Genomic DNA, 24578 nt, shown 5'->3' with positions numbered 1-24578 from the left:
GGGGATTTACGGCAAGACCCGGAACCGATTGATATCGTATTCGAAACGAAATGGCCTTGACGGCAAAATTGTGTAATACTCGGGCAAAAGAAAAACGGGCATCGAGCAGGAGCCTGCATATGAAACGGTTTATCGTCGCGGCATTTTTGGCCGTGTCCCTTGGCATGGGGACGGCTTGGGCCGAACCGCCACCCTTTCCAGAGTTCTCGGCCAAGCGGGTCAAACCACCCTCGTCAGGGGCACAGAAACGGATCACCGTTCAGATCGCACCACAGGCCTCCGCGGCCGCTGTCGCTGCACCCACCGCTAAAGGACAGCCGCGCGCGCCTGCGGGTGACACATTGGCGTGGTTCTGGAGTGACGTCTCCCCATCCATCGAGGCCAAGGGGCCGGGGCGTTTGGAACCAGCGCTGGTGCGACTGTCGAACCCACCTTCGGGGCAGGGGGTTGCCGCCCCGCGTCTGCAAGACCTCCAGACTATTGCGGAACGCCACGGCAAAGACATCCTTTTGCACACAGTGGGCACGCGCGTGTCGCCCGCCTTGGCCCTCGCGGTGATTGCGATTGAATCAGCAGGGCGCGTCGATGCCCAAAGCTCGGTTGGGGCGCAGGGGTTGATGCAGCTTATGCCAGCCACCGCAGAACGGTTCGGCGTGTCCGACAGTTTTGCGCCTGCACAGAATATCAAGGGCGGTGTCGCCTTCCTCGATTTCCTGATGGAGAAGTTCGACAATGACGTGATCCTCGTCCTTGCCGGATATAACGCGGGCGAAAACGCAGTCGTGCGCAACAACGGCGTGCCCGACTATGCCGAGACCCGCGCCTATGTTCCGAAAGTGCTGCAAGCGTTCCAGACGGCGAAAGGCTTGTGCCTGACGCCGCCACAGCTTGTCACCGATGGGTGCGTGTTCCGTGTGGCATCACGATAGAACCGCACCGGGATTCATGATGCCCTTGGGATCAAGCGCGTCCTTGATCGCCCGCATCGTGGCCAGCTTGGTGGGATCGCCGTAACGCGCAAGATCGGCCTTCTTGGCGCGGCCCACGCCGTGTTCCGCGCTGAACGTGCCGCCCAGTTCGGAGGCGATGTCATGCACCAGACGTTTGATCTGCTTGGTTTCGTCAAGGAACAGGTCACGCGATTTGCCGTCAGGCGGGAACACGTTGAAATGCAGGTTGCCGTCCCCGACATGACCAAAGCAGTTGATCCGAAACTCTCCGACCTGTGCAATCGCCTGCCGTACTCGGGCGATGAAATGGGGCAATTCGCCCAAGGGTACAGACACATCATGGCTTGATACCGCGCCGATCCGGCGGTTGGCCTCGGGGATGTGTTCGCGCACTGACCAGAAATCAGCGCGCTGCCCGTCGGATTGGGCGATAACCGCATCCGTCACGATGCCCTCCGCCTCGGCCGACACAAACAGTGTCTCAAGCGCGTCTTGGGGATCAAGGCCCTTGGGCAGGCCGATATCCATAAGGATCATCCATTCGGGATGATGGTCGCCAAACGGTTTGCGAATCTCGGGCAAGGTCTTGGACAGAAAGTCCAACCCGGTGCGGTGCATCAACTCGAATGCACTGATGCTTTCGCCAAGCTGCGACTTGGCCATCGACAAAAGCTCTAGCGCGGCTTCCGCGTCGCGGATGACAAACACCGCAGTGCCAAGGCTGGCTGGACGCGGAAACAGTTTGAGCGACGCCGCCGTAATCACGCCAAGCGTGCCTTCTGACCCAATCATCAGGTGGCGCAGATCGTATCCGGTGTTGTCCTTGCGCAGTCGTTTCAGCCCGTTCCAGATCGATCCATCCGGCATCACCACCTCAAGCCCCAGACATAGATCGCGCGTATTTCCATAGCGCAGGACATTCACACCGCCCGCATTGGTGCCCAGCAACCCACCGATCCGCGCCGATCCTTCTGATGCCAGCGAAAGCGGGAACAACCGGTCCACAGCCACGGCGGCGGTCTGAATATTGGCAAGGATCACACCTGCATCGGCGATCAACACGTTTTCCTGCGGATAGACCGCGCGGATCTGCGTCATGCGCTCCAGCGACAGGATCAACGGGGTTTCGGCCTCGCCCTCGGGCGCGATCTGCCCGCCGACCAACCCGGTGCCACCGCCGTAGGGCACAATGCCAACGCCTGCTTCACCGCAGGCCTTGACCAGTGCCGACACTTCCGCAGTGTTGCGCGGCCGGGCAACATAGCCCCGCGCGCCCTGCCAGCGCCCGCGCGGTTCTTCGAGATAGGATTGCTCGGCGCGGGCGAACATATCGCCCGGAAAATGTTGCGACAGGGCATCGATAAATCCGCTATCCGCAGAATCGCGTGGCATTTGGGGTGTCTCCGAATAGGTCAGTTCTGAGCGTCCCGCAGCCATTCCGGGCGCAGGACCACCACCGTAGGACGGGACGGAAGATCGCGCAACGACAACTCGATCGACGAACTGTCCCGGCGATCTATGACAAAGCTGTCCTCGACCTCTTCAAGAAACAGGTCAAGCGCGTAGCCCGAAAACCAATGCATCGGGATCACCACACTGGACCGCAACCGGTCCACAATCCGAACCATCATTTCGCGGGGCAGGGTATAGCCGCCATCCACCGGCACCATCACCACATCAAGCCGCCCAATGGCCGCGTATTGCTGATCATTGGGTTCGTGATGCAGGTGCCCCAGATGCCCAATACAAAGGCCCTCGACCTCGAAGATAAAGATCGAATTGCCATTGTCTTCGGTCCCGCCAAAGGCAGACCTGATGTCGGTCGACACATTGCGTATCAGCATTTCGCCCACTTCAAGGTGGTGATCGATTCCTTCGCCGAACGGCCCCCATCCGGGCAGGACATGGGGAATGGCCGGGTCGGGATTGGCGGTCCAGTGGGTTTCATGTGCGTGGTTCATGGTGACCACGTCAGGGATCATCCGGGTGTTGCCCAGAAAGCCCGTGAAATCCGTTGCGACGTTCAGGCCACCGGGGGTCTGCAACAGGAAAGTGGCGTGGGACACATAGTTGATGCGCACGGAATACTGCGCGACGGGAGCGGTCCAGGAGGCCTTTTGGATATAGGCCATACCGGGGGTGGCATCCGCAATGGCAAGGCAATGGCTGGAACGGCGCGTGTCCTGCGCCATCGCGGCGGTGCCCATGAGTGTGACGGCCAACGCCATCCAGAGTGTTTTCAACCGCATCTCGACACCTCCTCCAACAAAGATAGCGCAAGGCGGGATTCAGTCTAGTCACAGTTGAGTCGGCGCCGCGCGGTCCAATCCGCGTCACCAAAACCTTGCGAAAAGTCTCTTCTCAACCCGCGTCGGTGCGTCCCCGGCGGTCCAGCCGCAGTGACGCATATAGAACATGGGTCCGCCAGCGCCCGTCAATCTGAAGATAGCTTTGTGCCACGCCTTCATATTTGAACCCGGCCTTTTCCAAAAGCCCGCGCGAGGCTTTGTTCTCGGGCAAACACGCAGCTTCGATACGGCTCAGGTCCAGACGGTCAAACGCGTAATGCACCACAGCGTCGATCGCCTCGCGCATGTAGCCGCGCCGCGCAAAGGGTTCGCCGATCCAATAGCCAAGCGTGCCCGCCTGCGCAGGGCCGCGCCGGATATTATCCAGTGTGATCGCCCCCAGCAGCATGTTGTCGCTGCGCCTCAGCAGGAAAAGGGGCACCGCCGATCCGTTGCCGATGGCGCGGTTGGCCCAGTAGACGCGGTTGGTAAACGCGCGGCGGCTCAGATGGTCCTCGGCCCAGCTGGGTTCCCATTTTGCAAGGAACTCTTCGCTGTCATTGCGCAACGCGCTCCACGGATTGAAGTCGCTGTGCATCGGCGGTCGCAGGACCATGCGCTCGGTGTCGAGCCGAAGCTTGCGCCGCAGGCTGAGCATCAGGCCACGCGGCGTTGGGACAGGGCAGCCAGATCGGGGGCCGCGCTTACCGGGCCGTAAAGCGCCATTGCCGCAGGGGCCTGCTGCACAAGGTGTTCGCCAAAGGCGCGCACGTCACCGGTGGTCACGCTGTCGATGCGCGAGATCGTGTCTTCGAGGCTTGGAACCTCGCCCCATATCTGGATCATCCGAGCCAGCCGTTCGGTGCGCGAGGACGGGCTTTCCAGTCCCATCAGCAAACCGGCCTTCATCTGTGCCCGCGCCCGGGCCACCTCGGCGGGGGACATATCCTCCGCCGCGCGCTTCATCTCGTCGATTGTCAGGTTGGTAAGATCCCTGATCTCGTCGCCGCTGGTGCCTGCATAGATCGTGGTCATGCCCGTGTCGGAATAGGCACCGGTCTGGGCAAAGATCGTGTAGCACAGCCCGCGCTTTTCGCGGATTTCCTGAAACAGTCGGCTCGACATGCCGCCACCCAACGCGGTGGAATAGACCTGTGCCGCGTAGAAATTCGGATCGCGGTAGCCGGGGGATTCGAACGCCAGCGCGAGATGCGCCTGCTCCAGGTCCTTTTCGCGGCGGCTTTCGCCCCCGTGGAAGGTGGCAGCATCCGCAGTCAGGAACGGTCGACCGACCATATCGCCGAACAATTGCTCGGCCTGTGCGACAATCGCGTCATGATCGACGGCACCGGCGGCGGACAGGATCATCTGATCGGGCCCGTAGTGTTCGGACACAAACATGGCCAGATCGTCTTTCGAAAAACCCGACACGCGGTCGGTTTCCCCAAGGATCGTGCGCCCCAATGCCTGATCTGGATAGGCGCGTTCCTGCAACCAGTCAAAAATGATGTCGTCGGGCGTGTCTGCCGCCTGACCGATTTCTTGCAGGATCACATGGCGTTCGACTTCGATCTCTTTGGGGTCAAACACCGGATTGCGCAGGATGTCGGCCACCACGTCCAAGGCCAGACCCACATCATTGCGCAGAACGCGGGCGTAATAGGCGGTCACCTCGCGCGAGGTATAGGCGTTGATATAGCCGCCCACATCTTCGATGGCTTCGGCGATCTGCAAGGCGCTGCGGGTCTCGGTGCCTTTGAAGGCCATATGTTCCAGAAAATGCGCGATGCCGTTCTGCTCGGGGCGTTCGTGACGTCCACCTGCGGTGACCCAGATGCCGATAGCCGCGCTTTCGAGGCCGGGCATATGCTCGGTCACGACGCGGAAGCCGTTGGGAAATGTGGTGGTCTGGACGGTCAAGAGGCGATCCGATCTTGGATAAGGGTTTCAAGCTGGTCGAGGTCGTTTGGTACGCGGGTCAGCCGTTCGTCACGGTCAAACAAATCTGCCATGCGGTCGGGAAGGGGCGGGCGGATGCCACTGGCTTTTTCCACGGCGTCGGGGAATTTGGCTGGGTGTGCCGTCGCCAGCGTGATCATGGGCACGTTCGGGTCAAGCTGAGCTTCGGCCACGGCCACGCCAATGGCAGAATGTGGGCACAGCAATTCACCCATATGCGCGTTGGCATGGGCGATCATCGCCAGCGTTTCGTTCTCGGAAACGCGTCCACTGTCGAACTGGTCGCGCAACACCTGCATCGCGCCTTGGCTGACATGGAAACCACCAGCCTTGAGCTCATCCATCAATTGACTGACAGCATTGCCATCGCGGCCATAGGCATCAAACAGCGCGCGCTCAAAATTGGAACTGACCTGAATGTCCATCGACGGGCTGATCGAAGGCATCACGCTGTCGGTGACATACCCGCCCGTGCTTAGGCAGCGGTGCAGGATGTCGTTGTGATTTGTGGCGACCACCAGACGGTCGATCGGCAGGCCCATGCGCTTGGCGATGTAGCCCGCAAAGATGTCGCCGAAATTGCCGGTGGGCACAGTAAAGCTAACTTTGCGGTCCGGCGCGCCAAGCGACACGGCAGACGAGAAGTAATAGACCACCTGCGCCAGCACCCGGCCCCAGTTGATCGAATTGACCCCTGCAAGACGCACTGCATCGCGGAATTCGAAATGATTGAACATGTCCTTCAGCCGGGCTTGGCAATCGTCAAAGTCACCTTCAAGTGCCAGGGCATGCACATTGGATTCCGTCGGTGTTGTCATCTGGCGGCGCTGCACGTCGGACACGCGGCCATGTGGATACAGGATGAACACATCCACAGCATCCAGACCCCGGAACGCCTCAATCGCGGCAGAGCCGGTGTCGCCCGACGTGGCCCCAACGATAGTCACACGCTTGCCGCTGCGGGTCAGGGCCTCTTGGAACATCTGGCCAATCAGCTGCATGGCGAAATCCTTGAACGCCAGCGTCGGCCCGTGGAACAGCTCCAGCAGGAAATGGCCTGATCCCAGCTGCACCAAAGGCGCGCGCGCGTCGTGGCCGAACCCGGCATAGGCCTTGGCGATCAGGTCGGCGAAAACTTCGTCGGTAAACGCATCACCGACGAAAGGGCGCATCACGCGGAACGCGATCTCTTCATAAGACAGGCCGTGCATCGCGCGGATGTCGTCGGTGCTGAGCGTCGGGATCGTTTCAGGCACATACAGCCCACCGTCACGGGCAAGGCCCGACAGCATCGTGTCTTCAAATCCAAGCGCCGGCGCTTTGCCACGGGTCGAGATATACTGCATCAGGCTTTAGCCTTCCTTCGTCTGTCGCAAGCGCCATACCAGCGCGAGTGTTCCGATCAGCCACACCGCGGCGAGCGAAAACCAGGTGAGTGCATATTGCAGGTGATCGTTCGGAATGCCGCCGGTGTCCACCGGCAGGGGCGTCACGCCGGGATCGCCGGGCAATATGTTGCGGGCAATCACCAAGAGCGGTTCGGTGTTCAGCATCTCTGCCATCTGGTCCACGTCGCGCGCAAACCATGTGTTGTCAGCGGTGTCATTGTCCGGGGTCGAGGACGTGCGATCATCCGGCCAGTGCAGGTTACCGATCACCTCACTTGCGCCGCTGTCGCGGGGGGTGTCGCGCGCATCCACGCGTATGAACCCGCGATCCAGCAAGACACGGCGGCCATCTGCCGTCTCGAACGCAGAAATCACGCGGTAGCCCGCGCCAATGCGTTTTTGCGACACCAGAACATAGAGTTCCTCTGGTTCAACTGTCCCATTCAGTTGGACGGGTTGATAGCGGTCCGCGTCGGGATTGGCCTGACCGGGGGCGGGCAGGGGCAGCGGGTCGCCTCCGATGCGGCTTTCGATCTGGGTCAGGATGTCTTGCTTCCAGTCCAGCCGCTGCATCTGCCACATGCCAAGCCACACAAGGATGGCGGTGCCGATAAGGCCGAACAGCAGGGGCGGGGCGATACGGGTCAAAGGGCGACTCCTGAAAGTGACAAAGCGCGCCGATCCGGCGCGCCTTGCTTTATCCTTGTTGGCTGGTCCCGATCAAGCCGGAACGCCGCGTTTGGGGATGTTACTGGCCCCAGACGTAGATGGAGGCGAACAGGAACAGCCAAACGACATCAACGAAGTGCCAGTACCACGCAGCGGCCTCAAAGCCGATGTGCTTTTCCTGCGTAAAGTGACCCCGGCGCAGGCGCAGGTAACAGACAAACAGAAAGATCGTGCCAATGATCACATGCACGCCGTGGAAGCCCGTCGCCATGAAGAAGTTGGCACCATAGATGTTCCCGGCAAAGCCAAAGCCGGCATGCGTGTATTCATACGCCTGCATCCCGGTAAAGATCACACCCAGAGCGATGGCAATGATCAGCCCCCACTTCATGTCTTCGCGGTTGTCTTCATGCACCAGCGCGTGGTGCGCCCATGTCGCCGCCGCGCCCGAGCAAAGCAGGATCAGCGTGTTGATCAGTGGCAGGTGCCAGGGGTCGAATGTTTCGATCCCAACAGGCGGCCAGACACCGTCAACCGCCGGGCTGAGCGGACCCATCGGATACATTGCGTGCTTGAAGAAACTCCAGAACCACGCCGCGAAGAACATGACTTCGGACATGATGAACAGGATAAAGCCATACTTGAGGCCGATCCGCACCACGGGGGTGTGGTCGCCAACCTGGCTCTCGGCGATGACATCGGCCCACCAGCCGAACATGACGTACAGAACGCCAACAAAGCCGATGAGGAACATCCACGGTCCGCTGTCGTGCATCCAAAGCACGGCCCCGAACAGCATGATGAACCCAGCCACAGAGCCGGCGAACGGCCAGATGGAGGGGTTCAGGATGTGGTAGTCATGATCTTTTGCGTGCGCCATTTTGGTCCCTCAAAGCTAGGCGTTAGTTCAATGTACCGTTGTCGGTCAGTTCCGCGTCAAGCATGGCCTGCATCTCTTCAGACAGCTCTATCTCGTGGAACGTGTAGGACAGGGTAATGTGTTTTGCGAATTTGGCGTCCGAGTCGTTCAGGATGTCTGGATCAACGAAAAAGTTGACCGGCATCTCGACCCGCTCACCGGGCATCAGGATCTGCTCTTCAAAACAGAAGCAGGCGATCTTGGAGAAATAAAGCCCCGCGCCGTAAGGTGCCACGTTGTAGCTGGCGGTGCCTGCAACCGGACGGTCGGTCGGGTTATACGCTTCGTAAAAGGCCATGCCTTCTTCGCCGAGGCGCAGTTCGACCTCAAGCTGCTTGGGCTTGAATTCCCACGGCATGCCGCGTTCGAGCGAAGCGTCAAAGCGGATCTTGATGGTCCGGTCGATGATCTCGACGCTGCCCGCTTCGGCGACGTTTGTGGTGCCACCAAAGCCCGTTACGCGGCAGAACCAATCATACAAAGGAACGGATGCCCATGCGAGCCCACCCATGAACACAACAACTGCAAAGCCCTGAAGGGCGGTCTTCTTCTTGGGATCGAGTGTTTTCATTGTGACACCGTTTCAGCTGAAGGAGTTGTGAAATTGTCATTGGTTACTTTGACGACCGTCAATCCAAACACGATGGCAATAAGTGCGGCAAGCAAAAGCCCGACCCCAAGATTGCGACCGAAGCGACGTTCGTGCAGTTCGTGTTGTTTCGACAGGCTCATGCCCATACCCCGGCCTTGTCCAGACCTGCTTCAATCAGGATCGCGCCGAAATGGGCGAAAAGATAAAGCAGGGACAGTTTGAAGAATTTGCGCTCCGCAAGGAAGTTGTCTTCCTCGGACATGTCTTCGTCCCGGCGCCAGATTTGAATCGCACCGCGCAGGAAAAGAATATTCAGCACGACCGCAGTGACGATGTAGATCGGGCCACCAATCGACGTGAAGCCGGCGGCAACAGCCAGAATGGCAAGCAGGATGGTGTAGACCAGAATGTGATTGCGCGTCGCGCGGCGCCCGTGGGTCACGGTCAGCATCGGCACGTCGGCATTGTCGTAGTCCTTGCGCATGAACAGTGCCAGCGCCCAGAAATGCGGCGGCGTCCACATGAAGGTCAGGCAGAACATCAGCACGGATTCAACGCTCACACCGCCGGTGGCCGCAGCCCACCCGATCATTGGAGGAAAGGCACCTGCCGCGCCACCGATGACGATGTTTTGTGGTGTCCACCGCTTGAGCCACATCGTGTAAATCACGACATAAAAGAAGATGGTAAAGGCCAAAAGACCAGCGGCGACCCAGTTGGTCGCAAGCCCCAGAAACACGACTGAAAATGCCGACAAAGCCAGCCCGATGGCCAGTGCTTCGTCGCTCGTGACCTTGCCCGCAGGGATCGGGCGGCGCTGGGTGCGCTTCATCACGGCGTCGATATCGGCATCCCACCACATGTTGAGCGCGCCGGACGCCCCACCACCGATCGCGATGAACAGGATCGCGCAAAATCCGATGAACGGGTGTATGCCCGTGGGTGCGGCCAGCAGGCCCACAAACGCTGTGAACACAACAAGCGTCATGACGCGCGGCTTCAGCAGGGCGAAGAAGTCGCTGAACTGCGCTTCGTTCTCGGCACTGCGCATTTGGGTGTTGATGCTTGTATCGGTCATGATGGTCTCAACACTGTTGGGTCAGGATGGCCGTAAGGGGCGCGCATGCAGCACTCCGCATGCGCGCTGTCGTATCAGTTGGTCAGGACGGTGCGGACATCGACGTATTCGCCCGCTTCCTTAGAGGCTGCCAACCATGCGTCATAGGACGCTTCGCTGACCACTTTGACCGTGATCGGCATGTAGGCATGCGCAATGCCACACAGCTCGGAACACTGACCGAAATAGACGCCTTCTTTTTCGGCGTTGAACCACAGTTCAGCCAGACGACCGGGGATCGCGTCCTGCTTCACACCGAAGGCCGGAATGGTCCATGAATGGATCACATCGGCGCCGGTGACCTGCATCACGACCGTTTTGCCGACCGGGACAACAACCGCAGTGTCTGTCGCCAAAAGGAAGTCTTCTTTGCGATAGCCGGCTTCAACCAGCTGCGTTTCAACTTCGGCAGTCATGCGGTTGTCGCCACCGGTGAAGGGCGACCCGATCATGTAGCCGTCAAAGGCGAGGTCTTCGCCTACATATTCATAGCCCCAGTACCACTGGTAGCCGGTCACCTTGATGGTCAGGTCGGCTTCGGGGATTTCCTGCTGTTTGAACAGTATCGGCAGCGAGAACGCGCCGATGAAGACCAATACGAGGATCGGACCCACGGTCCATAGAATCTCGATAGGTGTGTTGTGGGTAAAGCTGGATGGCGTCGGATTCGCGCGGCGGTTGTAGCGCACGATGCAGTAGGCCATCAGGGCGGTCACAAACAGCACGATGGCGGTGATGATGATAAGGATCATCCCGTCAAGCCATTGAAGGTCGCGCGCCAATTCGGTTGCCGCGGGTTGAAAGCCTGTGCCTCTGTCCACCGGAGCGCCAATTGTCTCTAGCGTTTGCTGGGCAAACGCCGGCGCTGCGGCGAAGGTGGTGGCCAGACCCAAGAGCAAAGTTTTGAGTTGCATGTCTTACCCTGATCGGTTGCGTGTATGGTCAAGTTTTCCAGGAACTGCGGTGCGAGCTGAACCCGCACCATACCTCCAGTTGTCTTAGGAGCGGTTAAAACCATATTCTTCACATCAGTTAAAGAAGGTTGCTTGCGGCAAAAACGCGCTTTCCTTGATCTATATCAAATTCACCTCTGGGGGTTTCATGGCCGATACATCCTTTCAACCATTCGACACACATCTTGATCGCGACCGGGCGCTTGCGCTTCTCAAAGAGGCTGTAGCGGGGGCAGATGACGGGGAATTGTTTCTCGAACGTCGCCGGTCAGAGGTGCTTGTGTTCGACGACGGGCGGGTCAAGACGGCCAGCTATGATGCGTCCGAAGGGTTCGGGTTGCGCGCGGTGCGCGGCGAAGTGGCGGGCTATGCCCATTCTACCAACATCTCCGAATCGGCGATCAAGCGGGCGGTAGAAACAGCTCGGCTCGCCGTGGGCGAGGGCGGGGGCACTCTGGCCGAGAAACCAGCGGGCACCAACACGCGCCTGTATACCGACGCCGATCCCATCGCCGGGCACAGTTTCCCGGTCAAGGTCGACACCCTGCGCGAGATCGACGCCTTTGCCCGCGCGCTTGACCCCCGTGTCGTTCAGGTGAGCGCAACAATCGCGGCCTCCTTGCAAGAGGTGGCGATTCTGCGCCCTGAAGGCAGCCTTGTGTCCGACACACGCCCGATGACCCGCGTCAATGTCAGCGTGATCGTCGAGGAAAATGGCCGCCGTGAATCTGGCACCGCCGGGGGCGGGGGGCGCGTGATGCTTGACGGATTGCTTGATCCGTCCGACTGGCAGGGCAAGGCGCGCGAGGCGCTACGTGTTGCGCTGGTAAACCTCGATGCCGTGCCCGCGCCCGCAGGCGCCATGGACATCGTGCTTGGCCCGGGCTGGCCGGGCATCTTGCTTCATGAAGCCGTCGGGCACGGGCTTGAGGGCGATTTCAACCGCAAGGGATCTTCCGCCTTTGCCGGGCTGATGGGCCAGCAGGTCGCGGCCAAGGGCGTGACGGTGCTTGACGATGGCACCATCCCGGACCGGCGCGGATCGATCACCGTGGACGATGAAGGCACACCGTCGGGCAAGAACGTGCTGATCGAGGATGGCAGGCTTGTGGGCTATATGCAGGACCGCCAGAACGCGCGTCTCATGGGCGTGGCCCCCACCGGGAATGGTCGGCGCGAATCCTATGCACATATCCCGATGCCGCGCATGACCAACACCTATATGCTGGGCGGCGATACTGATCCCGGCGATATCGTGGCCGACCTCAAGGATGGCATCTGGGCCGTTGGCTTTGGCGGCGGTCAGGTTGACATCACCAATGGCAAATTCGTTTTCTCCTGCACTGAGGCCTACAGGGTGAAGAACGGCAAAGTTGGCGCGCCGGTCAAAGGGGCCACCCTGATCGGGGACGGCGCCACCGCGCTGCAACAGATTCGCGCCCTTGGTAACGACATGGCGCTTGATCCGGGGATGGGGAATTGCGGCAAACAGGGCCAATGGGTGCCAGTGGGCGTCGGTCAGCCGACTCTCATGATCGGTGGCCTGACCGTTGGTGGCGCGCAAGCCTAAGAAAAGAATATATCTAAATCAGATGGTTGGCGGGAAGGTGTTTTATTTCTCGCCAATCCAATGTCGGGATTCATCACTGATTAACCAGTGACGCCCTATTCCTGTCCCTGCAAGACGGCGAAGGCAGGCTGACATTGGGACACAACTCTTCCACTCACCCCCTACTCCCACCCACCACGGAAGACCAAAGGTTTGACTGGCTTCGCCTCTTGCGCTCGCGTCGGGTGGGGATCAGCACGTTTTACCGGCTGATGGCCGATCATGGCAGCGCGGCTGAGGCGTTGAAACATCTGCCCGACATAGCCCGCGCTGCTGGTGTCGACACCTATCAGGTGTGCCCCGAGGCTGTAATCCATGCAGAACTCAAGGCGGCACGGGCCGCGGGCGCACGATTGCTGTGTCTCGGCGATGGCATCTACCCGCAAGGCCTGACCGATCTGGACGATCCCCCGCCAATGCTTTGGGCGGTCGGTGATACGGCAGTGCTTGCCAAGCGGCAGGTCGCGCTGGTTGGCGCGCGTAACGCGTCCTCATTGGGGGGGCGCATGGCGCGGACGCTGGCAGCTGGGCTGGGCGAGGCGGGTTTTGTCATAACATCGGGCATGGCGCGCGGGGTTGATACCGCCGCACATCTCGCAGCGTTGAAGACCGGCACCATCGCGGTTCTGGGCGGCGGGGTGGATGTGCTTTATCCAGCGGAAAACACCAAACTCGCTGAAGATATCGTCGCACAGGGCGGCGCGCGGATCAGCGAACAACCGATGGGCCTGCAACCCCAGGCGCGGCATTTCCCGGCCCGCAACCGCATCATTTCCGGGCTGTCATGCGCGGTTATCGTGGTCGAGGCGGCGGCGAAATCCGGGTCGCTGATCACGGCTCGAACCGCACTGGATCAAGGGCGCGAGGTGATGGCCGTGCCCGGACACCCGTTTGATGCGCGCGCCTCCGGGTGCAACATGCTTTTGCGCGACGGTGCGCGGCTTGTCCGCAGTGCAGATGACGTGATCGAGGCGTTGGCCCCTCTGGCCGCGCCACAAGTGACTACCCCGGAATTGCCGCTGGAACCTGCTGCGCCGGAACGGTCATTGGCCGAGATTGCACAGCTGCACCAAAAGATCCTTGACCGTCTTGGGCCGTCTCCGGTCGGTGAAGACCAGCTCATCCGCGATCTTGGGGCGACGTCACGCATCGTGTCCCCAGCGCTCACGGATCTGGAACTGGACGGCCGCATCAACCGCCAGCCCGGCGGGTTGATTTCGCGCATCGGTTAGACGGCGTGGGCAAAAATTAGGGCAATTTCAGCATTTCTTTTGTGGGAAATGCGCCACCCATTTGGGCCGGGCTTGTCCTCCTTGAGTCAGGGGCCACACCAAGGCGGACAAGTGCCGCGATTGACAATTCCCGCTTGCACCCCACCTATAGCGCCGCCATATGCGGTACACCCAAGATGCTCTTGGAGCGGTGAGAAAGGTCCTATTTTTATGCCAGTTGTCGTTGTCGAATCCCCGGCAAAAGCCAAGACAATCAACAAATATCTGGGGTCTGACTACACTGTTCTGGCGTCTTACGGACACGTCCGTGACCTGCCGCCAAAGGATGGTTCTGTCGATACCGAAAACGGGTTTGACATGAAATGGGAGGTCGGAGCGGACTCGCGCAAACATGTCGCGGCCATCGCCGAAGCGCTTAAAACCGATGACGCGCTGATCCTCGCAACCGACCCTGACCGCGAAGGCGAAGCGATCTCGTGGCACCTCAAAGAGGCGCTGACCAAGCGGCGGTCGATCAAGAAGACCACCGACGTCAAACGCGTCACCTTCAACGCCATCACCAAGGCCGCCGTGACCGAAGCGATGGCCAATCCACGGGACATCGACGTGCCGCTGGTCGACGCTTATCTTGCGCGCCGGGCGCTGGACTATCTTGTGGGGTTTAACCTGTCCCCTGTGCTGTGGCGCAAACTGCCCGGGGCACGCTCTGCGGGGCGGGTGCAATCGGTGTGCTTGCGCCTGATCGTTGAACGCGAAATGGAGATCGAAGCGTTTCGCGCCCGTGAATACTGGTCGGTGAAGGCGCTGCTGTCGACGCCGCGCGGTCAGGAATACGAAGCGCGTTTGACGGTTCTCGCGGGCACAAAGCTTGACCGCTATGATCTTGAGAACGGCACGCAGGCCGAACTGGCGGTTCAGGCCATCACCAGCCGCGATCTGACCGTGCAATCGGTTGAGGCCAAACCCGCCTCGCGTAACCCGTCCGCACCGTTCATGACCTCGACACTTCAGCAAGAGGCAAGCCGCAAATTCGGCATGGGCGCGCGCCAGACGATGAACGCGGCGCAGCGCTTGTACGAAGCGGGCCATATCACCTACATGCGGACCGATGGCATCGACATGGCCCCAGAAGCCGTGCAAGAGGCGCGCGCCGCGATCAAGGACCGTTACGGCGACGATTACGTCCCGGCAAACCCGCGCATCTACAAGAACAAGGCCAAGAACGCGCAAGAAGCGCACGAATGCATCCGGCCCACGGATATGTCCAAGGATGCCGCAAACCTCAAGATCAGCGAAGCGGATCAGCGCAAGCTGTATGATCTGATCTGGAAGCGCACGCTGGCCTGCCAGATGGAATCGGCGCGTCTGGAACGCACCACCGTCGATGTGGGCAGCGCGGATGGGCAGGTCGTATTGCGCGCAAATGGTCAGGTTGTTCTCTTCGATGGGTTTATGCGTGTCTACGAAGAAGGCCGCGACGATGCGGTGGTCGATGATGACGACAAGCGCCTACCGCAGATCATGCAGGGCGAAAAGGCCGCCAAAAAGGCCATCACACCCGACCAGCATTTCACCCAGCCGCCACCGCGCTACACCGAGGCGACGCTGGTCAAACGGATGGAAGAATTGGGCATTGGTCGCCCGTCGACCTATGCCAGCATCATCACCACGATTCAGGACCGCGAATATGTCCGCAAGGAACAGAACCGTCTGATCCCCGAGGACAAGGGCCGGATTGTCACGATCTTCCTTCTGAATTTTTTCAAACGCTATGTGGAGTATGATTTCACCGCCGCGTTGGAAGATGAGCTTGACCATGTCAGCGCGGGTGAAGGTGATTACAAAGACGTGCTGGCCCGGTTCTGGCAGCATTTCTCAGCGGCGATTTCCGAGACATCCGATCTGCGCATCACCGAGGTGCTCGATGTGCTTGACGCGGCTCTCGCGCCGCAGCTGTATCCGCCGCGCGACGATGGCAGCGACCCGCGTGTCTGCCCAAAATGCGGCTTGGGTCAACTGCACCTCAAGACATCCCGCACCGGCGGGTTTGTTGGCTGCGGCAACTACCCCGAATGCACCTATACGCGGCCCATCGCGGGCGAAGGCGCCGAAGGCGACGAACGTGTTCTGGGCGAAGATGCCGGCGAAGAGATCTGGCTGAAATCCGGTCGCTTTGGCCCCTATGTTCAGCGCGGAGAGCCGACACCCGAGAACAAGAAACCGCCACGCGCCAGCTTGCCCAAGGCCAAGGGCGATTTCCTGCCCGGCTGGTCACCCGACGATATGACGCTGGAAAAAGCGGTCACGCTGCTGACGCTGCCGCGCCCCGTGGGCATGCACCCCGACGGGGGAGAGGTGAAGGCAAATCTGGGCCGGTTCGGCCCCTACATCATGCATCAGCTTCCTGACGACGCAAAGCCGACCTATGTCAATCTCAAGGAATTCCTTGAGGTGTTCGAAATCGGCATGAACCGCGCCGTTGAACTGCTTGCGGAAAAGCGCGCCAATCCGGGACGCGGGCGCGGGGCTGCCGCCAAAGCGTTGAAAGAGATCGGTGAACATCCGCAAGATGGCGGCATGATTTCGGTGATGGAAGGGCGCTACGGGCCCTACGTCAAATGGGACAAGGTCAACGCAACCCTGCCCAAGGACGTGGAACCGGACGCGGTAACGATGGAAATGGCCGTCGCCCTGATCGCCGAAAAGGCGACGAAAAAGGGCACCAAGAAAAAGGCGCCCGCGAAAAAGGCAGCTGCCAAAAAAGCACCGGCCAAGAAAACCGCCACCAAAAAGCCCGCCGCCAAGAAAAAACCGGCTGCAAAAGAAGCCTGATCAGCCTAGGCCCCCGCTGCGATCCGCGTGGCTTTTGCGGCGCGGGACCGCTGGCAAACCCCACGGTGATGCGCGCAGTTGACACAGCCTGAGACGCACGCCAGTGCCGTTGACTTAGCCTGCTTGAAAGGTCAAAACGGCAAGGCGTCGAACACGGGGGATTTGCGATGAAAAAGGTCTATGGATCGGCAGCCGAAGCGCTTGATGGCGTTCTGAGCGACGGTATGTTGATTGCCGCAGGTGGTTTTGGCCTTAGTGGTATTCCCGAGCTGCTTTTGAGCGCGATCCGCGACAGCGGCGTCAAGGATCTGACCTTTGCCTCGAACAATGCAGGCGTGGACGATTTCGGCATCGGCATCCTGTTGCAGACGCGTCAGGTCAAAAAGATGATCAGCTCGTATGTTGGCGAAAACGCAGAATTTATGCGCCAATATCTCTCTGGTGAGCTGGAGCTTGAGTTCAATCCGCAAGGCACCTTGGCCGAACGGATGCGCGCCGGTGGTGCGGGCATTCCGGGATTCTACACCAAGACCGGCGTTGGCACTGTGATTGCCGAAGGCAAGGACCACAAAGATTTCGACGGCGAAACCTACATCATGGAAAAAGGCATCTTTGCCGATCTGTCCATCGTGAAGGCGTGGAAGGCCGACACGACTGGGAACGCGATCTTCCGCAAAACGGCGCGCAATTTCAATCCGCCTGCCGCCATGTGTGGCAAAGTCTGCATTCTGGAGGTCGAAGAGATTGTTGAACCCGGCATGCTTGATCCCGATCATATCCACCTGCCAGGCATTTACGTGACCCGCATCATTCAGGGCGCCCATGAAAAGCGCATTGAACAGCGTACAACGCGCCCAAGACCGGCCGCCTGACACAAGAAACGAACCAAACATCCGTGGAACGTTCTGTTGAAAAACCAAAGCTGACCTCTGTCCTGGACGACAGCCAGGCCTTGGCCGGGTTTTCCCGGCTGAGTGTGGCTATGGTGATCACCAATCCGAACACCGAAGGCAATCCGATCGTCTATATCAACGATGCGTTTGAACGGACGACCGGCTATCAGCGGTCCCGCGTCATCGGGCGCAATTGCCGGTTTCTTCAGGGGGCAGACACCGATCCCAGGGCGATCCAGAAAATCCGCAACGCCATCGAGGCTGGCGAGGATGTGAGCGTCGATATCCTCAATTACCGCGCCACCGGCGAAGCGTTCATGAACCGTCTGCTGATCGCGCCGATCAATGACGGGTTGGGCAAGCCGGTCTATTATCTGGGTATCCAGAAAGAACTGCGCGACGACGAAAAGGATCGATCGTCAGACGCGACACGCCTGCATCTTGATACGGTGTGCTCGCGGGTGGGGCAGGATCTTGGGCTGATCGTCAACTCTCTTGTCGATCATAACGGTTCGGGCACTCCGGTTGTTGCCGAGGATTCCAAGCAGCGGCTCAGGATGCTGGACCTGCTGCCAAAGCGGCTCGAATGCCTGCAATTCGTCTACGAAGAAATGAAACTTGCGGATGAGCAATGGAACCGCGATGGCATCGACCTTGGGTCGCTTCTGTCACGCATTTCGCACACGATTGCCCATAACGAAGGCCGCCCCGGCGTGCGGTTCGTGTCACTCGTCGAACCGCTGGAGGTCAATCTTGACACGGCGATCCGGGTGGCGCTGATCACGTTTGAACTTGTGTCGAACGCCTTTCAACATGCCTTTGACGGGCTGGATCAGGGCTATCTGGAATTGCGGGTCAACCGTTTGGCGGCAGGCGGGTTGCGGATGACCATTTCCGATGACGGGGCTGGTATCCCAAGCAAGACGCTGTTCCCGTCATCCGGGTCTGTCGGGGGGCGGCTGGTATCCTCCTTGCTTGATGGGCTGGACGGAACGATCAATGTGGTGCGCGGGGCCGCTGGAACGGTGATCCTGATCGACGTGCCTGTCGGATTTACAGATTTCAAGGGATAAGGCCGCAACTCGCGGTGTTCATGGCAAACGAAGGGAAGACGACTATGGCATGGGATCGCAACCAGATGGCGGCACGCGCCGCGCAAGAGCTTCAGGATGGCATGTATGTCAATCTTGGGATCGGCATCCCGACGCTGGTGTCCAACTACATCCCCGACGGCATGACAGTGACGCTTCAGTCCGAAAACGGCATGCTCGGCATGGGGCCGTTCCCCTATGAAGGTGACGAAGACCCGGACCTGATCAATGCGGGCAAGCAGACAATCACCGAACTGCCGCACACATCCTATTTTGACAGCGCGACATCCTTCGGCATGATCCGCGGTGGCAAGATTGCAATGGCGATCCTGGGTGCGATGGAAGTGGACGAAAAGGGCGATCTGGCGAATTGGATGATCCCCGGAAAGCTGGTCAAAGGCATGGGCGGCGCGATGGATTTGGTCGCGGGTGTGGGCCGCGTGGTTGTTGTGATGGACCACACGAACAAACATGGCGACAGCAAGGTTCTCAAGGAATGCACGCTACCGCTCACTGGTGCTGCGGTTGTCGACCGGATCATCACCAATCTGGGGGTTCTGGATGTGGTCGAAGGTGGTTTGAAGATCGTCGAGACCGCAGATGGCGTCACCGAAGACGAGCTGCGCGTAGCGACAGAAGCCACCATTGTCTGAGTTTGACATCCAGCGTGAACTGGATGGTGCCAAGGGGCGGTATGTCATCCGTCAGGACGGGGCCGAAGCGGAACTGACCTATTCGGTCACGTCGCCCACGCTGGTCATTGCTGACCACACAGGCGTGCCGGATGTGTTTCGCGGCACCGGGGCCGGGCTTGCTCTGGTGACGCGGCTGGTGGCGGATGCCCGCGCCGAAGGGTTTAAGATCGTGCCGCTGTGCCCGTTTGTGAACGCACAACGCCGCAAGCATCCCGATTGGGCTGACGCGTTCAACGTTTGATCGCGGCAAGCCGGATTTTTGAACACACGGCTGCATTTCTTTGAAGAAGTGCGCCCATGCCTCGATCGAAGGCTTGGCCTTTTGGCTGACCGTGGGGGCGCGCAGCCCCAAACCCCCACTTTTGGGAAACAGAAGAAGCCCTAAAGCCCATCAAACGCACAAAGCGCATGCACGTCCATGCCCAAAGCCTCAAGCTTTTTGCGACCGCCCAGATCGGGAAGGTCGATGATAAACGCGCAGCCGATCACTTCGCCGCCCAACCGTTCGATCAGCTTAAGTCCGGCCTCGGCCGTGCCGCCAGTGGCGAGCAGGTCGTCGACCAGCAGCACCTTTTCGCCCGGCTGAATCGCGTCGTCGTGAATCTCAACCACGGCTTCGCCATATTCGAGAGTATATTCTTCGGAAATCACCGCGCCGGGCAGCTTGCCTTTCTTGCGCACGGGCACAAAGCCCACGGACAGTTGGTGGGCAATCGCACCGCCGAGGATGAAACCGCGCGCCTCAAGTCCGACCACCTTGTCGAAGCGGACACCGGCATAGGGGTGCAGCAATTGGTCGATGGCCATGCGGAACCCACGCGGATCGGCAAACAGCGTGGTCACATCGCGGAACAGGATGCCGTCATGTGGAAAGTCGACGATGGTGCGGATGTAGTCCTTGACGGTCTTGGTGGGGGTCATGATGTCCTCAGGGGGTGCGACGGGCCATGGCGGTCAGCGCGCCCATGGCAATGAGTGTGGCCCCGCCAGCGCGGGTGAGCCCTGTGATCACGCTGCCGCTTCCGATCCAGCCGCGCAGCCGGTCGGCTGCCAGCGCATAAGCAAAGGCATTGAGCGCAGCGAGCGCCACGAAGGTCAAGATCAGGATGGCAAATTGCGGCAGCAGCGGCGCGCTTGGTGTGATGAATTGCGGCACGAAGGCGATGAAGAACGCGATGGATTTCGGGTTCAGTGCAGTGACCAATGCCGCGTGGCGAAAGACCGACCGCGCCTGCACGCCCCCTTCGGTCACCGGCATTGCAGAGCTTGGGGCGGAGCGCAGCAACTTGATCCCGAGCCAAACGAGATACAGCGCCCCCACCCATTTCAAAACTGTGAACAGCGTGGCCGACGCCAGCACCAGCGCGCCAAGCCCGGCAAGTGACAGGCTCATTGCGATGAAATCGCCAAATGCGACGCCGCTGGCCGATGCGATTGCGACGCGCTTGCCCTGGCTTATCGCATAAGACAGCACCAGCAGCACCGTGGGTCCGGGGATCAGCAACAGCAGGGTCGAGGCGGCGACAAAGGTCAGCCAAAGATCAAAGCTCATGAGGGGTGTTCCAGTTTAACCAGCCTTCCCAGAAAGCACACGCCCGGCCACCGCGTCCAGCTTTTTGACCAATGCGGGATCGCGGGCATCCGGTGCGGTGATGAGCGCATGGTCAAGCGCGCGGTCGCAGCCTTGTGGGCAAGGGGTGTTGTCGGGCGACAAAAGTGTCGGCAAAGCTTTGATCATCCGGCGCGCGGCATCGGCATTTCCAGTGAGAACGCGAATGATATCAGAGACTTCTACCGCGTCATGATCCGGGTGCCAGCAGTCGTAATCGGTCACCATGGCCACGCTGGCATAGCACAGTTCAGCCTCGCGGGCGAGCTTGGCCTCGGGCATATTGGTCATGCCGATCACCGAACAGCCCCATTGATCGCGGTACAGCACCGATTCCGCGTAGGTGGAAAACTGCGGGCCTTCCATTGCCAGATAGGTGCCGCCTTCGTGCACCGTCACACCCGCTGCGCGGGCGGCTGTGGCGCACATGGCTCCAAGCGAGGTGCAGACCGGATGCGCCATCGACACATGCGCGACGCAGCCCGACCCGAAAAAGCTTTTGGTGCGGTCGAATGTGCGGTCGATGAACTGATCCACGATGACGAAATCGCCTGGTGCCATGTCTTCGCGGAACGATCCACAAGCGCTGACACTGATCACATCTGTGACGCCCAGCCGTTTCAGTGCGTCGATATTGGCGCGGTAGGGGACGTCCGAAGGGCTGTGCACATGGCCACGCCCGTGACGGGGCAGGAACACGAGGTCCAGCCCGTCCAATGTGCCACAAAAGAGGTCATCCGACGGCGTGCCCCACGGTGTGTCCACACGTTGCCATGTGGCATCGTGCAACCCGTCCACGGCATACAACCCTGATCCGCCAATCACACCGAGTTTGCGCTGTGCCATTGCGGCCTCCGTAGTTGTTCCGCGCCAGTTTCGCAGCGCGGGCCTGTTGGTTCAAGACGTGCTAGGCCTGACGCGGCAAAAACGCCTCGACTGCGGCTGTTGCGATCACGAGGGTGGACCCGCTGTCGGGGTTGGTGACGTTCAGCCCGCCTTCAACGGCCGTGACCGTGGCGCGACCACGCGGCAGGCGCTTGGCCAGTTCGGTGCAATCCACCTTGTCCGGTTCCGCCACACCCACCGTCACCTGTACGCGCATCGCATCATGGGGCAGGCCGGTGGCCTCAAACAGCGGGATCGACGAATGGCGGATCGCGTCTTCGATCGCACGGGCGGCGGCCTTGGTGTAATCCATGCCGTATTGGTCATTGCCCATGCCCATTTCAATAATGAAACGCTGATCGCTCATGCCGCGTCCTCCAGATCGAGCGCCACCGAGATGGCGACATTGGCGATCACAGTCGGCTTGCCGCCATCGTTGCGCGGCACGTCGAGGCCACCTTTGCGCGCGATCACAGTGACTTGGCCGTAGGGAAAGATCGCGGCGATGGCAGCGGTGTCGAGGGCGTCGGGGTTCTGCACACCCACTTCGACCGTGATCTGCATGTCGGATTTGTCTTTGCCATACAGCTCGGCCAGATTGATCGAATTGTGCCAGAGCGCATCCTTGACCGCGCGCGAGGCGGCCTCGGTATAGTCCTGCCTGCGCAGCGAACTGCCCATGCCGAATTCGGTCAGCAAACGTTTGAGGGCCATAGCGTGTTAACCTTTTGTTAAAGGACCGGACCGGACCCAATGTTTCGCGCGCGAAACAATTCGAACCGGTTGTGTCTCTGGCACACAAACCATCCGGGGGATGGTTTGAGGTGAGAATGGGCGGAGCCCCGGGTATGCAAAGTTTGACCTATTCTCCGGGGCGGTTGAGGCTGAATGTTTCGCGGACCACCGAATAATCGCGGTAGCCCATGCGAGTCAGCGGGTTAAAGCTCAGCACGTCGAACATGCCGTCCTTGATGCAGTCGTCGCGCATGTGCACTCCGGTGACTTCGCCGAAGACTGCGAAATTGGCTTCTCCGGGCAATTGCACGATCTGCGTCACCTTGCACTCAAGCGTGGCCGGGGCCCCTGCCACGCGGGGGCAGTTGATGCTGTCGCACTCGGCCTTGTCGATCCCGGCATGGGCGAATTCGTCCACGTCGCGGTCCCAGGCGCCCGAGGTCAGGTTCATCGCATCGCGCATGGCATATTCGACAATATTGACTGCAAAGACCCCGGTGTCGCGGATCAACGCGACCGTGTCCTTGGTGTCGCCCCGGTCAGGCTTGGCCGAGGTGGAGGCGAACATCACCTGCGGGGGCACATACGCCACAGCGTTGAAGAACGAGTAGGGGGCAAGGTTGTCCTGCCCGTCGCTGCCGCGGGTCGAGATCCAGCCGATTGGGCGCGGCGTCACGATGGCGTTGAACGGGTTGTGGGGCAGGCCGTGGCCGTCTTCTGGGCGGTAGAACATGCGGGGAAAGCTCCCTGTTTGCCGATTGCTGGCTTGCGTGATAGGCGGTTTCGCAGCGGATTGCACGGGGGTGTGCACGCGTCAACGAAGAGCGGTGTCATGTTCACCCTGAGCCCGGAAACCACAGACGATTTGTGGGAGGTCGAAGGCCTCTATGACTTGTGTTTCGCGCCGGGGCGCGAGGCGCTGTCGTCTTACCGTTTGCGGGATGGCGTGCCGCCTGTGGCGTCGCTGTCGCGGGTGGCGCGCGGCGATCAGGGCATTCTGGGCGGTGCGATCCGGTATTGGCCGGTGCGGATTCGCGCGGACAGGGTCTTGTTGCTTGGTCCCGTTGCCGTTCACCCCACCGCTCAGGGCGAGGGCCTTGGCGGGGCGTTGATCCGGGACAGTCTGGATCAGGCCAGCGCGGAAGGTTGGGCGCGGGTGCTTTTGGTCGGTGATGCGCCTTATTACAAACGGTTCGGGTTCACCAAGCTGAACGGGGTCGAGATGCCGCCGCCCACCAACCCGGACCGGGTTCTGGGTTTGGAATTGCAGCAGGGCGCATGGGACGGCTTAACCGGGCATGTGGAACGGGACGCTTGAACCCAGGGGCAAACATCCCCAATTGTAGGGCATGACCGGAACCGATCTTGTCCCGCTGGACACCCAAGCTGCGATCACCACACTCGCCCGTCGTCACAAGGCTGCCGGGGGTGTTGGGCTGCAAGTGCTCAACATGATCGGTGGGCGGGCCGAGAACCTGCTAGAGCGGTTGCCCGACGCTGTGAAGATGGGCCTTGAAGGTGCCACCGAACGCGCGCTTCGGGTGGCGCTGACCGCTGCGAAACAATCGCGCGGGGTGGTGCCGGACCAGAAAGGGTGGCTCAACACGGCGCTGACCACCGCAATGGGGGCGGTTGGCGGGGCGGGCGGGTTGCCCACAGCCCTGGCTGAACTGCCTGTCACGACAACGGTGCTGTTGCGGGCCATTCAGGGTATCGCGGCGGAATACGGGTTTGATCCCAACGACCCGGATGTTTTGACAGATTGCCTGACGGTCTTTGCCAGCGCCGGGCCGCTGGCGGATGATGACGGGGCGAACATGGCATTCCTGAGCACGCGCGTGACGCTGAACGGTGCGGCGGTGCATGGTATCCTGAAATCCGTCGCGCCGCGATTGGCCACGGTGCTTGGGCAAAAGCTGGCTGCGCAGACGGTGCCGATTCTGGGTGCTGCTGCCGGCGCAGCGACGAATTATGCCTATACCAGTTACTATCAGGAAATGGCGCATGTGCATTTCGGGCTGCGGCGGTTGGCGGTGGACAGCGGTATGTCTGAGACTTTGCTGGTCGAAGAATTGCGCCGCGCAGTGAAATCGGTCTGAATTTCTTGTAAATCGTCCGTTCGGTTCACTTTATTTTAACGTTAATGGTGGATTCTAGGGATG

Annotated in this window: 27 protein-coding genes; 10 read left to right on the top strand and 17 right to left on the bottom strand. The window is 60.3% G+C overall.

The features are described 5' to 3' along the window. The first annotated feature begins 119 nt into the window (after positions 1-119). On the top strand, positions 120-929 hold the full coding sequence (locus ACSHXH_RS13120; protein ID WP_435672258.1) for a lytic transglycosylase domain-containing protein: 810 nt from the start codon (positions 120-122) through the stop codon (positions 927-929). On the opposite strand, the gene ACSHXH_RS13115 is transcribed toward ACSHXH_RS13120, so the two are convergent. The 11 genes from ACSHXH_RS13115 to coxB form a co-directional block, all read right to left on the bottom strand. After that, a complete protein-coding gene (locus ACSHXH_RS13115) occupies positions 921-2342 on the bottom strand; it encodes an FAD-binding oxidoreductase (RefSeq protein WP_435672257.1) in 1422 nt (473 codons plus the stop codon). The genes ACSHXH_RS13120 and ACSHXH_RS13115 overlap by 9 nt on opposite strands. A gap of 20 nt (positions 2343-2362) precedes the next feature. After that, positions 2363-3199 carry an MBL fold metallo-hydrolase gene (locus ACSHXH_RS13110; protein ID WP_435672256.1) on the bottom strand — a complete coding sequence of 279 codons (837 nt, stop codon included), beginning with the start codon at positions 3197-3199 and terminating at the stop codon, positions 2363-2365. Between the two features lie 112 nt (positions 3200-3311). Next, positions 3312-3896, bottom strand: coding sequence for a GNAT family N-acetyltransferase (locus ACSHXH_RS13105; protein WP_435672255.1), 585 nt, complete (start codon positions 3894-3896; stop codon positions 3312-3314). Beyond that, entirely contained in the window at positions 3896-5158 is a 1263-nt protein-coding gene (locus tag ACSHXH_RS13100) for a M16 family metallopeptidase (protein ID WP_435672254.1), read from the bottom strand. The genes ACSHXH_RS13105 and ACSHXH_RS13100 overlap by 1 nt, the downstream gene beginning before the upstream one ends. Further along, a complete protein-coding gene (gene thrC / locus ACSHXH_RS13095) occupies positions 5155-6543 on the bottom strand; it encodes a threonine synthase (protein WP_435672253.1) in 1389 nt (462 codons plus the stop codon). Before thrC ends, ACSHXH_RS13100 begins: the two co-directional genes overlap by 4 nt. 6 nt (positions 6544-6549) lie before the next feature. Further along, on the bottom strand, positions 6550-7233 hold the full coding sequence (locus ACSHXH_RS13090) for an SURF1 family protein (RefSeq protein WP_435672252.1): 684 nt from the start codon (positions 7231-7233) through the stop codon (positions 6550-6552). A 100-nt stretch (positions 7234-7333) separates the two neighbouring features. After that, a complete protein-coding gene (locus tag ACSHXH_RS13085) occupies positions 7334-8134 on the bottom strand; it encodes a cytochrome c oxidase subunit 3 (RefSeq protein ID WP_435672251.1) in 801 nt (266 codons plus the stop codon). Positions 8135-8156: 22 nt separating this feature from the next. Beyond that, complete coding sequence (locus ACSHXH_RS13080) at positions 8157-8744, bottom strand: cytochrome c oxidase assembly protein (protein WP_435672250.1); 588 nt, start codon at positions 8742-8744, stop codon at positions 8157-8159. Further along, positions 8741-8905 (bottom strand): hypothetical protein, encoded by a 165-nt coding sequence (locus ACSHXH_RS13075; RefSeq protein ID WP_435672249.1) that lies wholly within the window; start codon positions 8903-8905, stop codon positions 8741-8743. Before ACSHXH_RS13075 ends, ACSHXH_RS13080 begins: the two co-directional genes overlap by 4 nt. Next, positions 8902-9843, bottom strand: coding sequence for a heme o synthase (cyoE, locus tag ACSHXH_RS13070; RefSeq protein WP_435672248.1), 942 nt, complete (start codon positions 9841-9843; stop codon positions 8902-8904). Before cyoE ends, ACSHXH_RS13075 begins: the two co-directional genes overlap by 4 nt. A gap of 74 nt (positions 9844-9917) precedes the next feature. Then, entirely contained in the window at positions 9918-10796 is an 879-nt protein-coding gene (gene coxB / locus ACSHXH_RS13065; protein ID WP_435672247.1) for a cytochrome c oxidase subunit II, read from the bottom strand. A 187-nt stretch (positions 10797-10983) separates the two neighbouring features. Here coxB and tldD point away from each other — a divergent pair, with 187 nt between their 5' ends. The 7 genes from tldD to ACSHXH_RS13030 all read left to right on the top strand — a co-directional run bounded on the left by tldD (position 10984) and on the right by ACSHXH_RS13030 (position 19428). Then, entirely contained in the window at positions 10984-12405 is a 1422-nt protein-coding gene (gene tldD, locus ACSHXH_RS13060) for a metalloprotease TldD (RefSeq protein ID WP_435672246.1), read from the top strand. Positions 12406-12533: 128 nt separating this feature from the next. After that, the gene (dprA, locus tag ACSHXH_RS13055; RefSeq protein WP_435672292.1) at positions 12534-13676 is read left to right on the top strand and encodes a DNA-processing protein DprA; all 1143 of its coding nucleotides are present in this window, start codon (positions 12534-12536) and stop codon (positions 13674-13676) included. A gap of 210 nt (positions 13677-13886) precedes the next feature. Continuing rightward, positions 13887-16508, top strand: coding sequence for a type I DNA topoisomerase (gene topA / locus ACSHXH_RS13050; protein ID WP_435672245.1), 2622 nt, complete (start codon positions 13887-13889; stop codon positions 16506-16508). Between the two features lie 167 nt (positions 16509-16675). Next, positions 16676-17380 (top strand): CoA transferase subunit A, encoded by a 705-nt coding sequence (locus ACSHXH_RS13045; RefSeq protein WP_435672244.1) that lies wholly within the window; start codon positions 16676-16678, stop codon positions 17378-17380. Between the two features lie 23 nt (positions 17381-17403). Beyond that, positions 17404-18474: a PAS domain-containing protein gene (locus tag ACSHXH_RS13040; RefSeq protein ID WP_435672243.1), complete on the top strand. Its 1071-nt coding sequence runs from the start codon at positions 17404-17406 to the stop codon at positions 18472-18474. Between the two features lie 44 nt (positions 18475-18518). Further along, on the top strand, positions 18519-19145 hold the full coding sequence (locus tag ACSHXH_RS13035) for a 3-oxoacid CoA-transferase subunit B (RefSeq protein WP_435672242.1): 627 nt from the start codon (positions 18519-18521) through the stop codon (positions 19143-19145). Continuing rightward, on the top strand, positions 19138-19428 hold the full coding sequence (locus ACSHXH_RS13030) for a GNAT family N-acetyltransferase (RefSeq protein WP_435672241.1): 291 nt from the start codon (positions 19138-19140) through the stop codon (positions 19426-19428). The genes ACSHXH_RS13035 and ACSHXH_RS13030 overlap by 8 nt, the downstream gene beginning before the upstream one ends. A 140-nt stretch (positions 19429-19568) precedes the next feature. On the opposite strand, the gene ACSHXH_RS13025 is transcribed toward ACSHXH_RS13030, so the two are convergent. The 6 genes from ACSHXH_RS13025 to ACSHXH_RS13000 form a co-directional block, all read right to left on the bottom strand. Continuing rightward, the gene (locus ACSHXH_RS13025; protein ID WP_435672240.1) at positions 19569-20108 is read right to left on the bottom strand and encodes an adenine phosphoribosyltransferase; all 540 of its coding nucleotides are present in this window, start codon (positions 20106-20108) and stop codon (positions 19569-19571) included. Positions 20109-20115: 7 nt separating this feature from the next. Next, entirely contained in the window at positions 20116-20739 is a 624-nt protein-coding gene (locus ACSHXH_RS13020) for a LysE family translocator (protein WP_435672239.1), read from the bottom strand. Positions 20740-20754: 15 nt separating this feature from the next. Continuing rightward, entirely contained in the window at positions 20755-21642 is an 888-nt protein-coding gene (locus tag ACSHXH_RS13015; protein ID WP_435672238.1) for an S-methyl-5'-thioadenosine phosphorylase, read from the bottom strand. Positions 21643-21703: 61 nt separating this feature from the next. Beyond that, entirely contained in the window at positions 21704-22048 is a 345-nt protein-coding gene (locus ACSHXH_RS13010) for a Lin0512 family protein (RefSeq protein ID WP_435672237.1), read from the bottom strand. Then, on the bottom strand, positions 22045-22395 hold the full coding sequence (locus ACSHXH_RS13005; protein ID WP_435672236.1) for a Lin0512 family protein: 351 nt from the start codon (positions 22393-22395) through the stop codon (positions 22045-22047). Before ACSHXH_RS13005 ends, ACSHXH_RS13010 begins: the two co-directional genes overlap by 4 nt. Positions 22396-22543: 148 nt before the next feature. Continuing rightward, on the bottom strand, positions 22544-23149 hold the full coding sequence (locus ACSHXH_RS13000; protein ID WP_435672235.1) for a flavin reductase family protein: 606 nt from the start codon (positions 23147-23149) through the stop codon (positions 22544-22546). 99 nt (positions 23150-23248) lie between these two features. On the opposite strand from ACSHXH_RS13000, the gene ACSHXH_RS12995 reads away from it, so the two are divergent. Further along, a complete protein-coding gene (locus ACSHXH_RS12995) occupies positions 23249-23734 on the top strand; it encodes a GNAT family N-acetyltransferase (protein WP_435672234.1) in 486 nt (161 codons plus the stop codon). 31 nt (positions 23735-23765) lie between these two features. Beyond that, the gene (locus ACSHXH_RS12990) at positions 23766-24515 is read left to right on the top strand and encodes an EcsC family protein (RefSeq protein ID WP_435672233.1); all 750 of its coding nucleotides are present in this window, start codon (positions 23766-23768) and stop codon (positions 24513-24515) included. The last annotated feature ends 63 nt before the right edge of the window (positions 24516-24578 follow it).

Origin of the sequence: Marivita sp., assembly GCF_051251565.1 — a bacterium.
Taxonomy (GTDB): domain Bacteria; phylum Pseudomonadota; class Alphaproteobacteria; order Rhodobacterales; family Rhodobacteraceae; genus Marivita.
The sequence above is the reverse complement of the archived record's forward strand: the minus strand, read 5'-3'. Positions and strand labels throughout refer to the sequence as shown.

Excerpts from the sequence above, each read along its gene's own strand:
- ACSHXH_RS13020 (WP_435672239.1), bottom strand. The coding sequence starts at position 20,739 with ATGAGCTTTGATCTTTGGCTGACCTTTGTCGCCGCCTCGACCCTGCTG.
- ACSHXH_RS13115 (WP_435672257.1), bottom strand. The coding sequence starts at position 2,342 with ATGCCACGCGATTCTGCGGATAGCGGATTTATCGATGCCCTGTCGCAA.
- ACSHXH_RS12995 (WP_435672234.1), top strand. The coding sequence starts at position 23,249 with ATGTTCACCCTGAGCCCGGAAACCACAGACGATTTGTGGGAGGTCGAA.
- ACSHXH_RS13120 (WP_435672258.1), top strand. The coding sequence starts at position 120 with ATGAAACGGTTTATCGTCGCGGCATTTTTGGCCGTGTCCCTTGGCATG.
- ACSHXH_RS12990 (WP_435672233.1), top strand. The coding sequence starts at position 23,766 with ATGACCGGAACCGATCTTGTCCCGCTGGACACCCAAGCTGCGATCACC.
- thrC (WP_435672253.1), bottom strand. The coding sequence starts at position 6,543 with ATGCAGTATATCTCGACCCGTGGCAAAGCGCCGGCGCTTGGATTTGAA.
- topA (WP_435672245.1), top strand. The coding sequence starts at position 13,887 with ATGCCAGTTGTCGTTGTCGAATCCCCGGCAAAAGCCAAGACAATCAAC.
- coxB (WP_435672247.1), bottom strand. The coding sequence starts at position 10,796 with ATGCAACTCAAAACTTTGCTCTTGGGTCTGGCCACCACCTTCGCCGCA.
- ACSHXH_RS13000 (WP_435672235.1), bottom strand. The coding sequence starts at position 23,149 with ATGTTCTACCGCCCAGAAGACGGCCACGGCCTGCCCCACAACCCGTTC.
- ACSHXH_RS13005 (WP_435672236.1), bottom strand. The coding sequence starts at position 22,395 with ATGGCCCTCAAACGTTTGCTGACCGAATTCGGCATGGGCAGTTCGCTG.
- tldD (WP_435672246.1), top strand. The coding sequence starts at position 10,984 with ATGGCCGATACATCCTTTCAACCATTCGACACACATCTTGATCGCGAC.
- ACSHXH_RS13075 (WP_435672249.1), bottom strand. The coding sequence starts at position 8,905 with ATGAGCCTGTCGAAACAACACGAACTGCACGAACGTCGCTTCGGTCGC.
- ACSHXH_RS13080 (WP_435672250.1), bottom strand. The coding sequence starts at position 8,744 with ATGAAAACACTCGATCCCAAGAAGAAGACCGCCCTTCAGGGCTTTGCA.
- ACSHXH_RS13010 (WP_435672237.1), bottom strand. The coding sequence starts at position 22,048 with ATGAGCGATCAGCGTTTCATTATTGAAATGGGCATGGGCAATGACCAA.
- ACSHXH_RS13045 (WP_435672244.1), top strand. The coding sequence starts at position 16,676 with ATGAAAAAGGTCTATGGATCGGCAGCCGAAGCGCTTGATGGCGTTCTG.
- cyoE (WP_435672248.1), bottom strand. The coding sequence starts at position 9,843 with ATGACCGATACAAGCATCAACACCCAAATGCGCAGTGCCGAGAACGAA.
- ACSHXH_RS13025 (WP_435672240.1), bottom strand. The coding sequence starts at position 20,108 with ATGACCCCCACCAAGACCGTCAAGGACTACATCCGCACCATCGTCGAC.
- ACSHXH_RS13085 (WP_435672251.1), bottom strand. The coding sequence starts at position 8,134 with ATGGCGCACGCAAAAGATCATGACTACCACATCCTGAACCCCTCCATC.
- ACSHXH_RS13015 (WP_435672238.1), bottom strand. The coding sequence starts at position 21,642 with ATGGCACAGCGCAAACTCGGTGTGATTGGCGGATCAGGGTTGTATGCC.
- ACSHXH_RS13035 (WP_435672242.1), top strand. The coding sequence starts at position 18,519 with ATGGCATGGGATCGCAACCAGATGGCGGCACGCGCCGCGCAAGAGCTT.
- ACSHXH_RS13110 (WP_435672256.1), bottom strand. The coding sequence starts at position 3,199 with ATGCGGTTGAAAACACTCTGGATGGCGTTGGCCGTCACACTCATGGGC.
- ACSHXH_RS13105 (WP_435672255.1), bottom strand. The coding sequence starts at position 3,896 with ATGCTCAGCCTGCGGCGCAAGCTTCGGCTCGACACCGAGCGCATGGTC.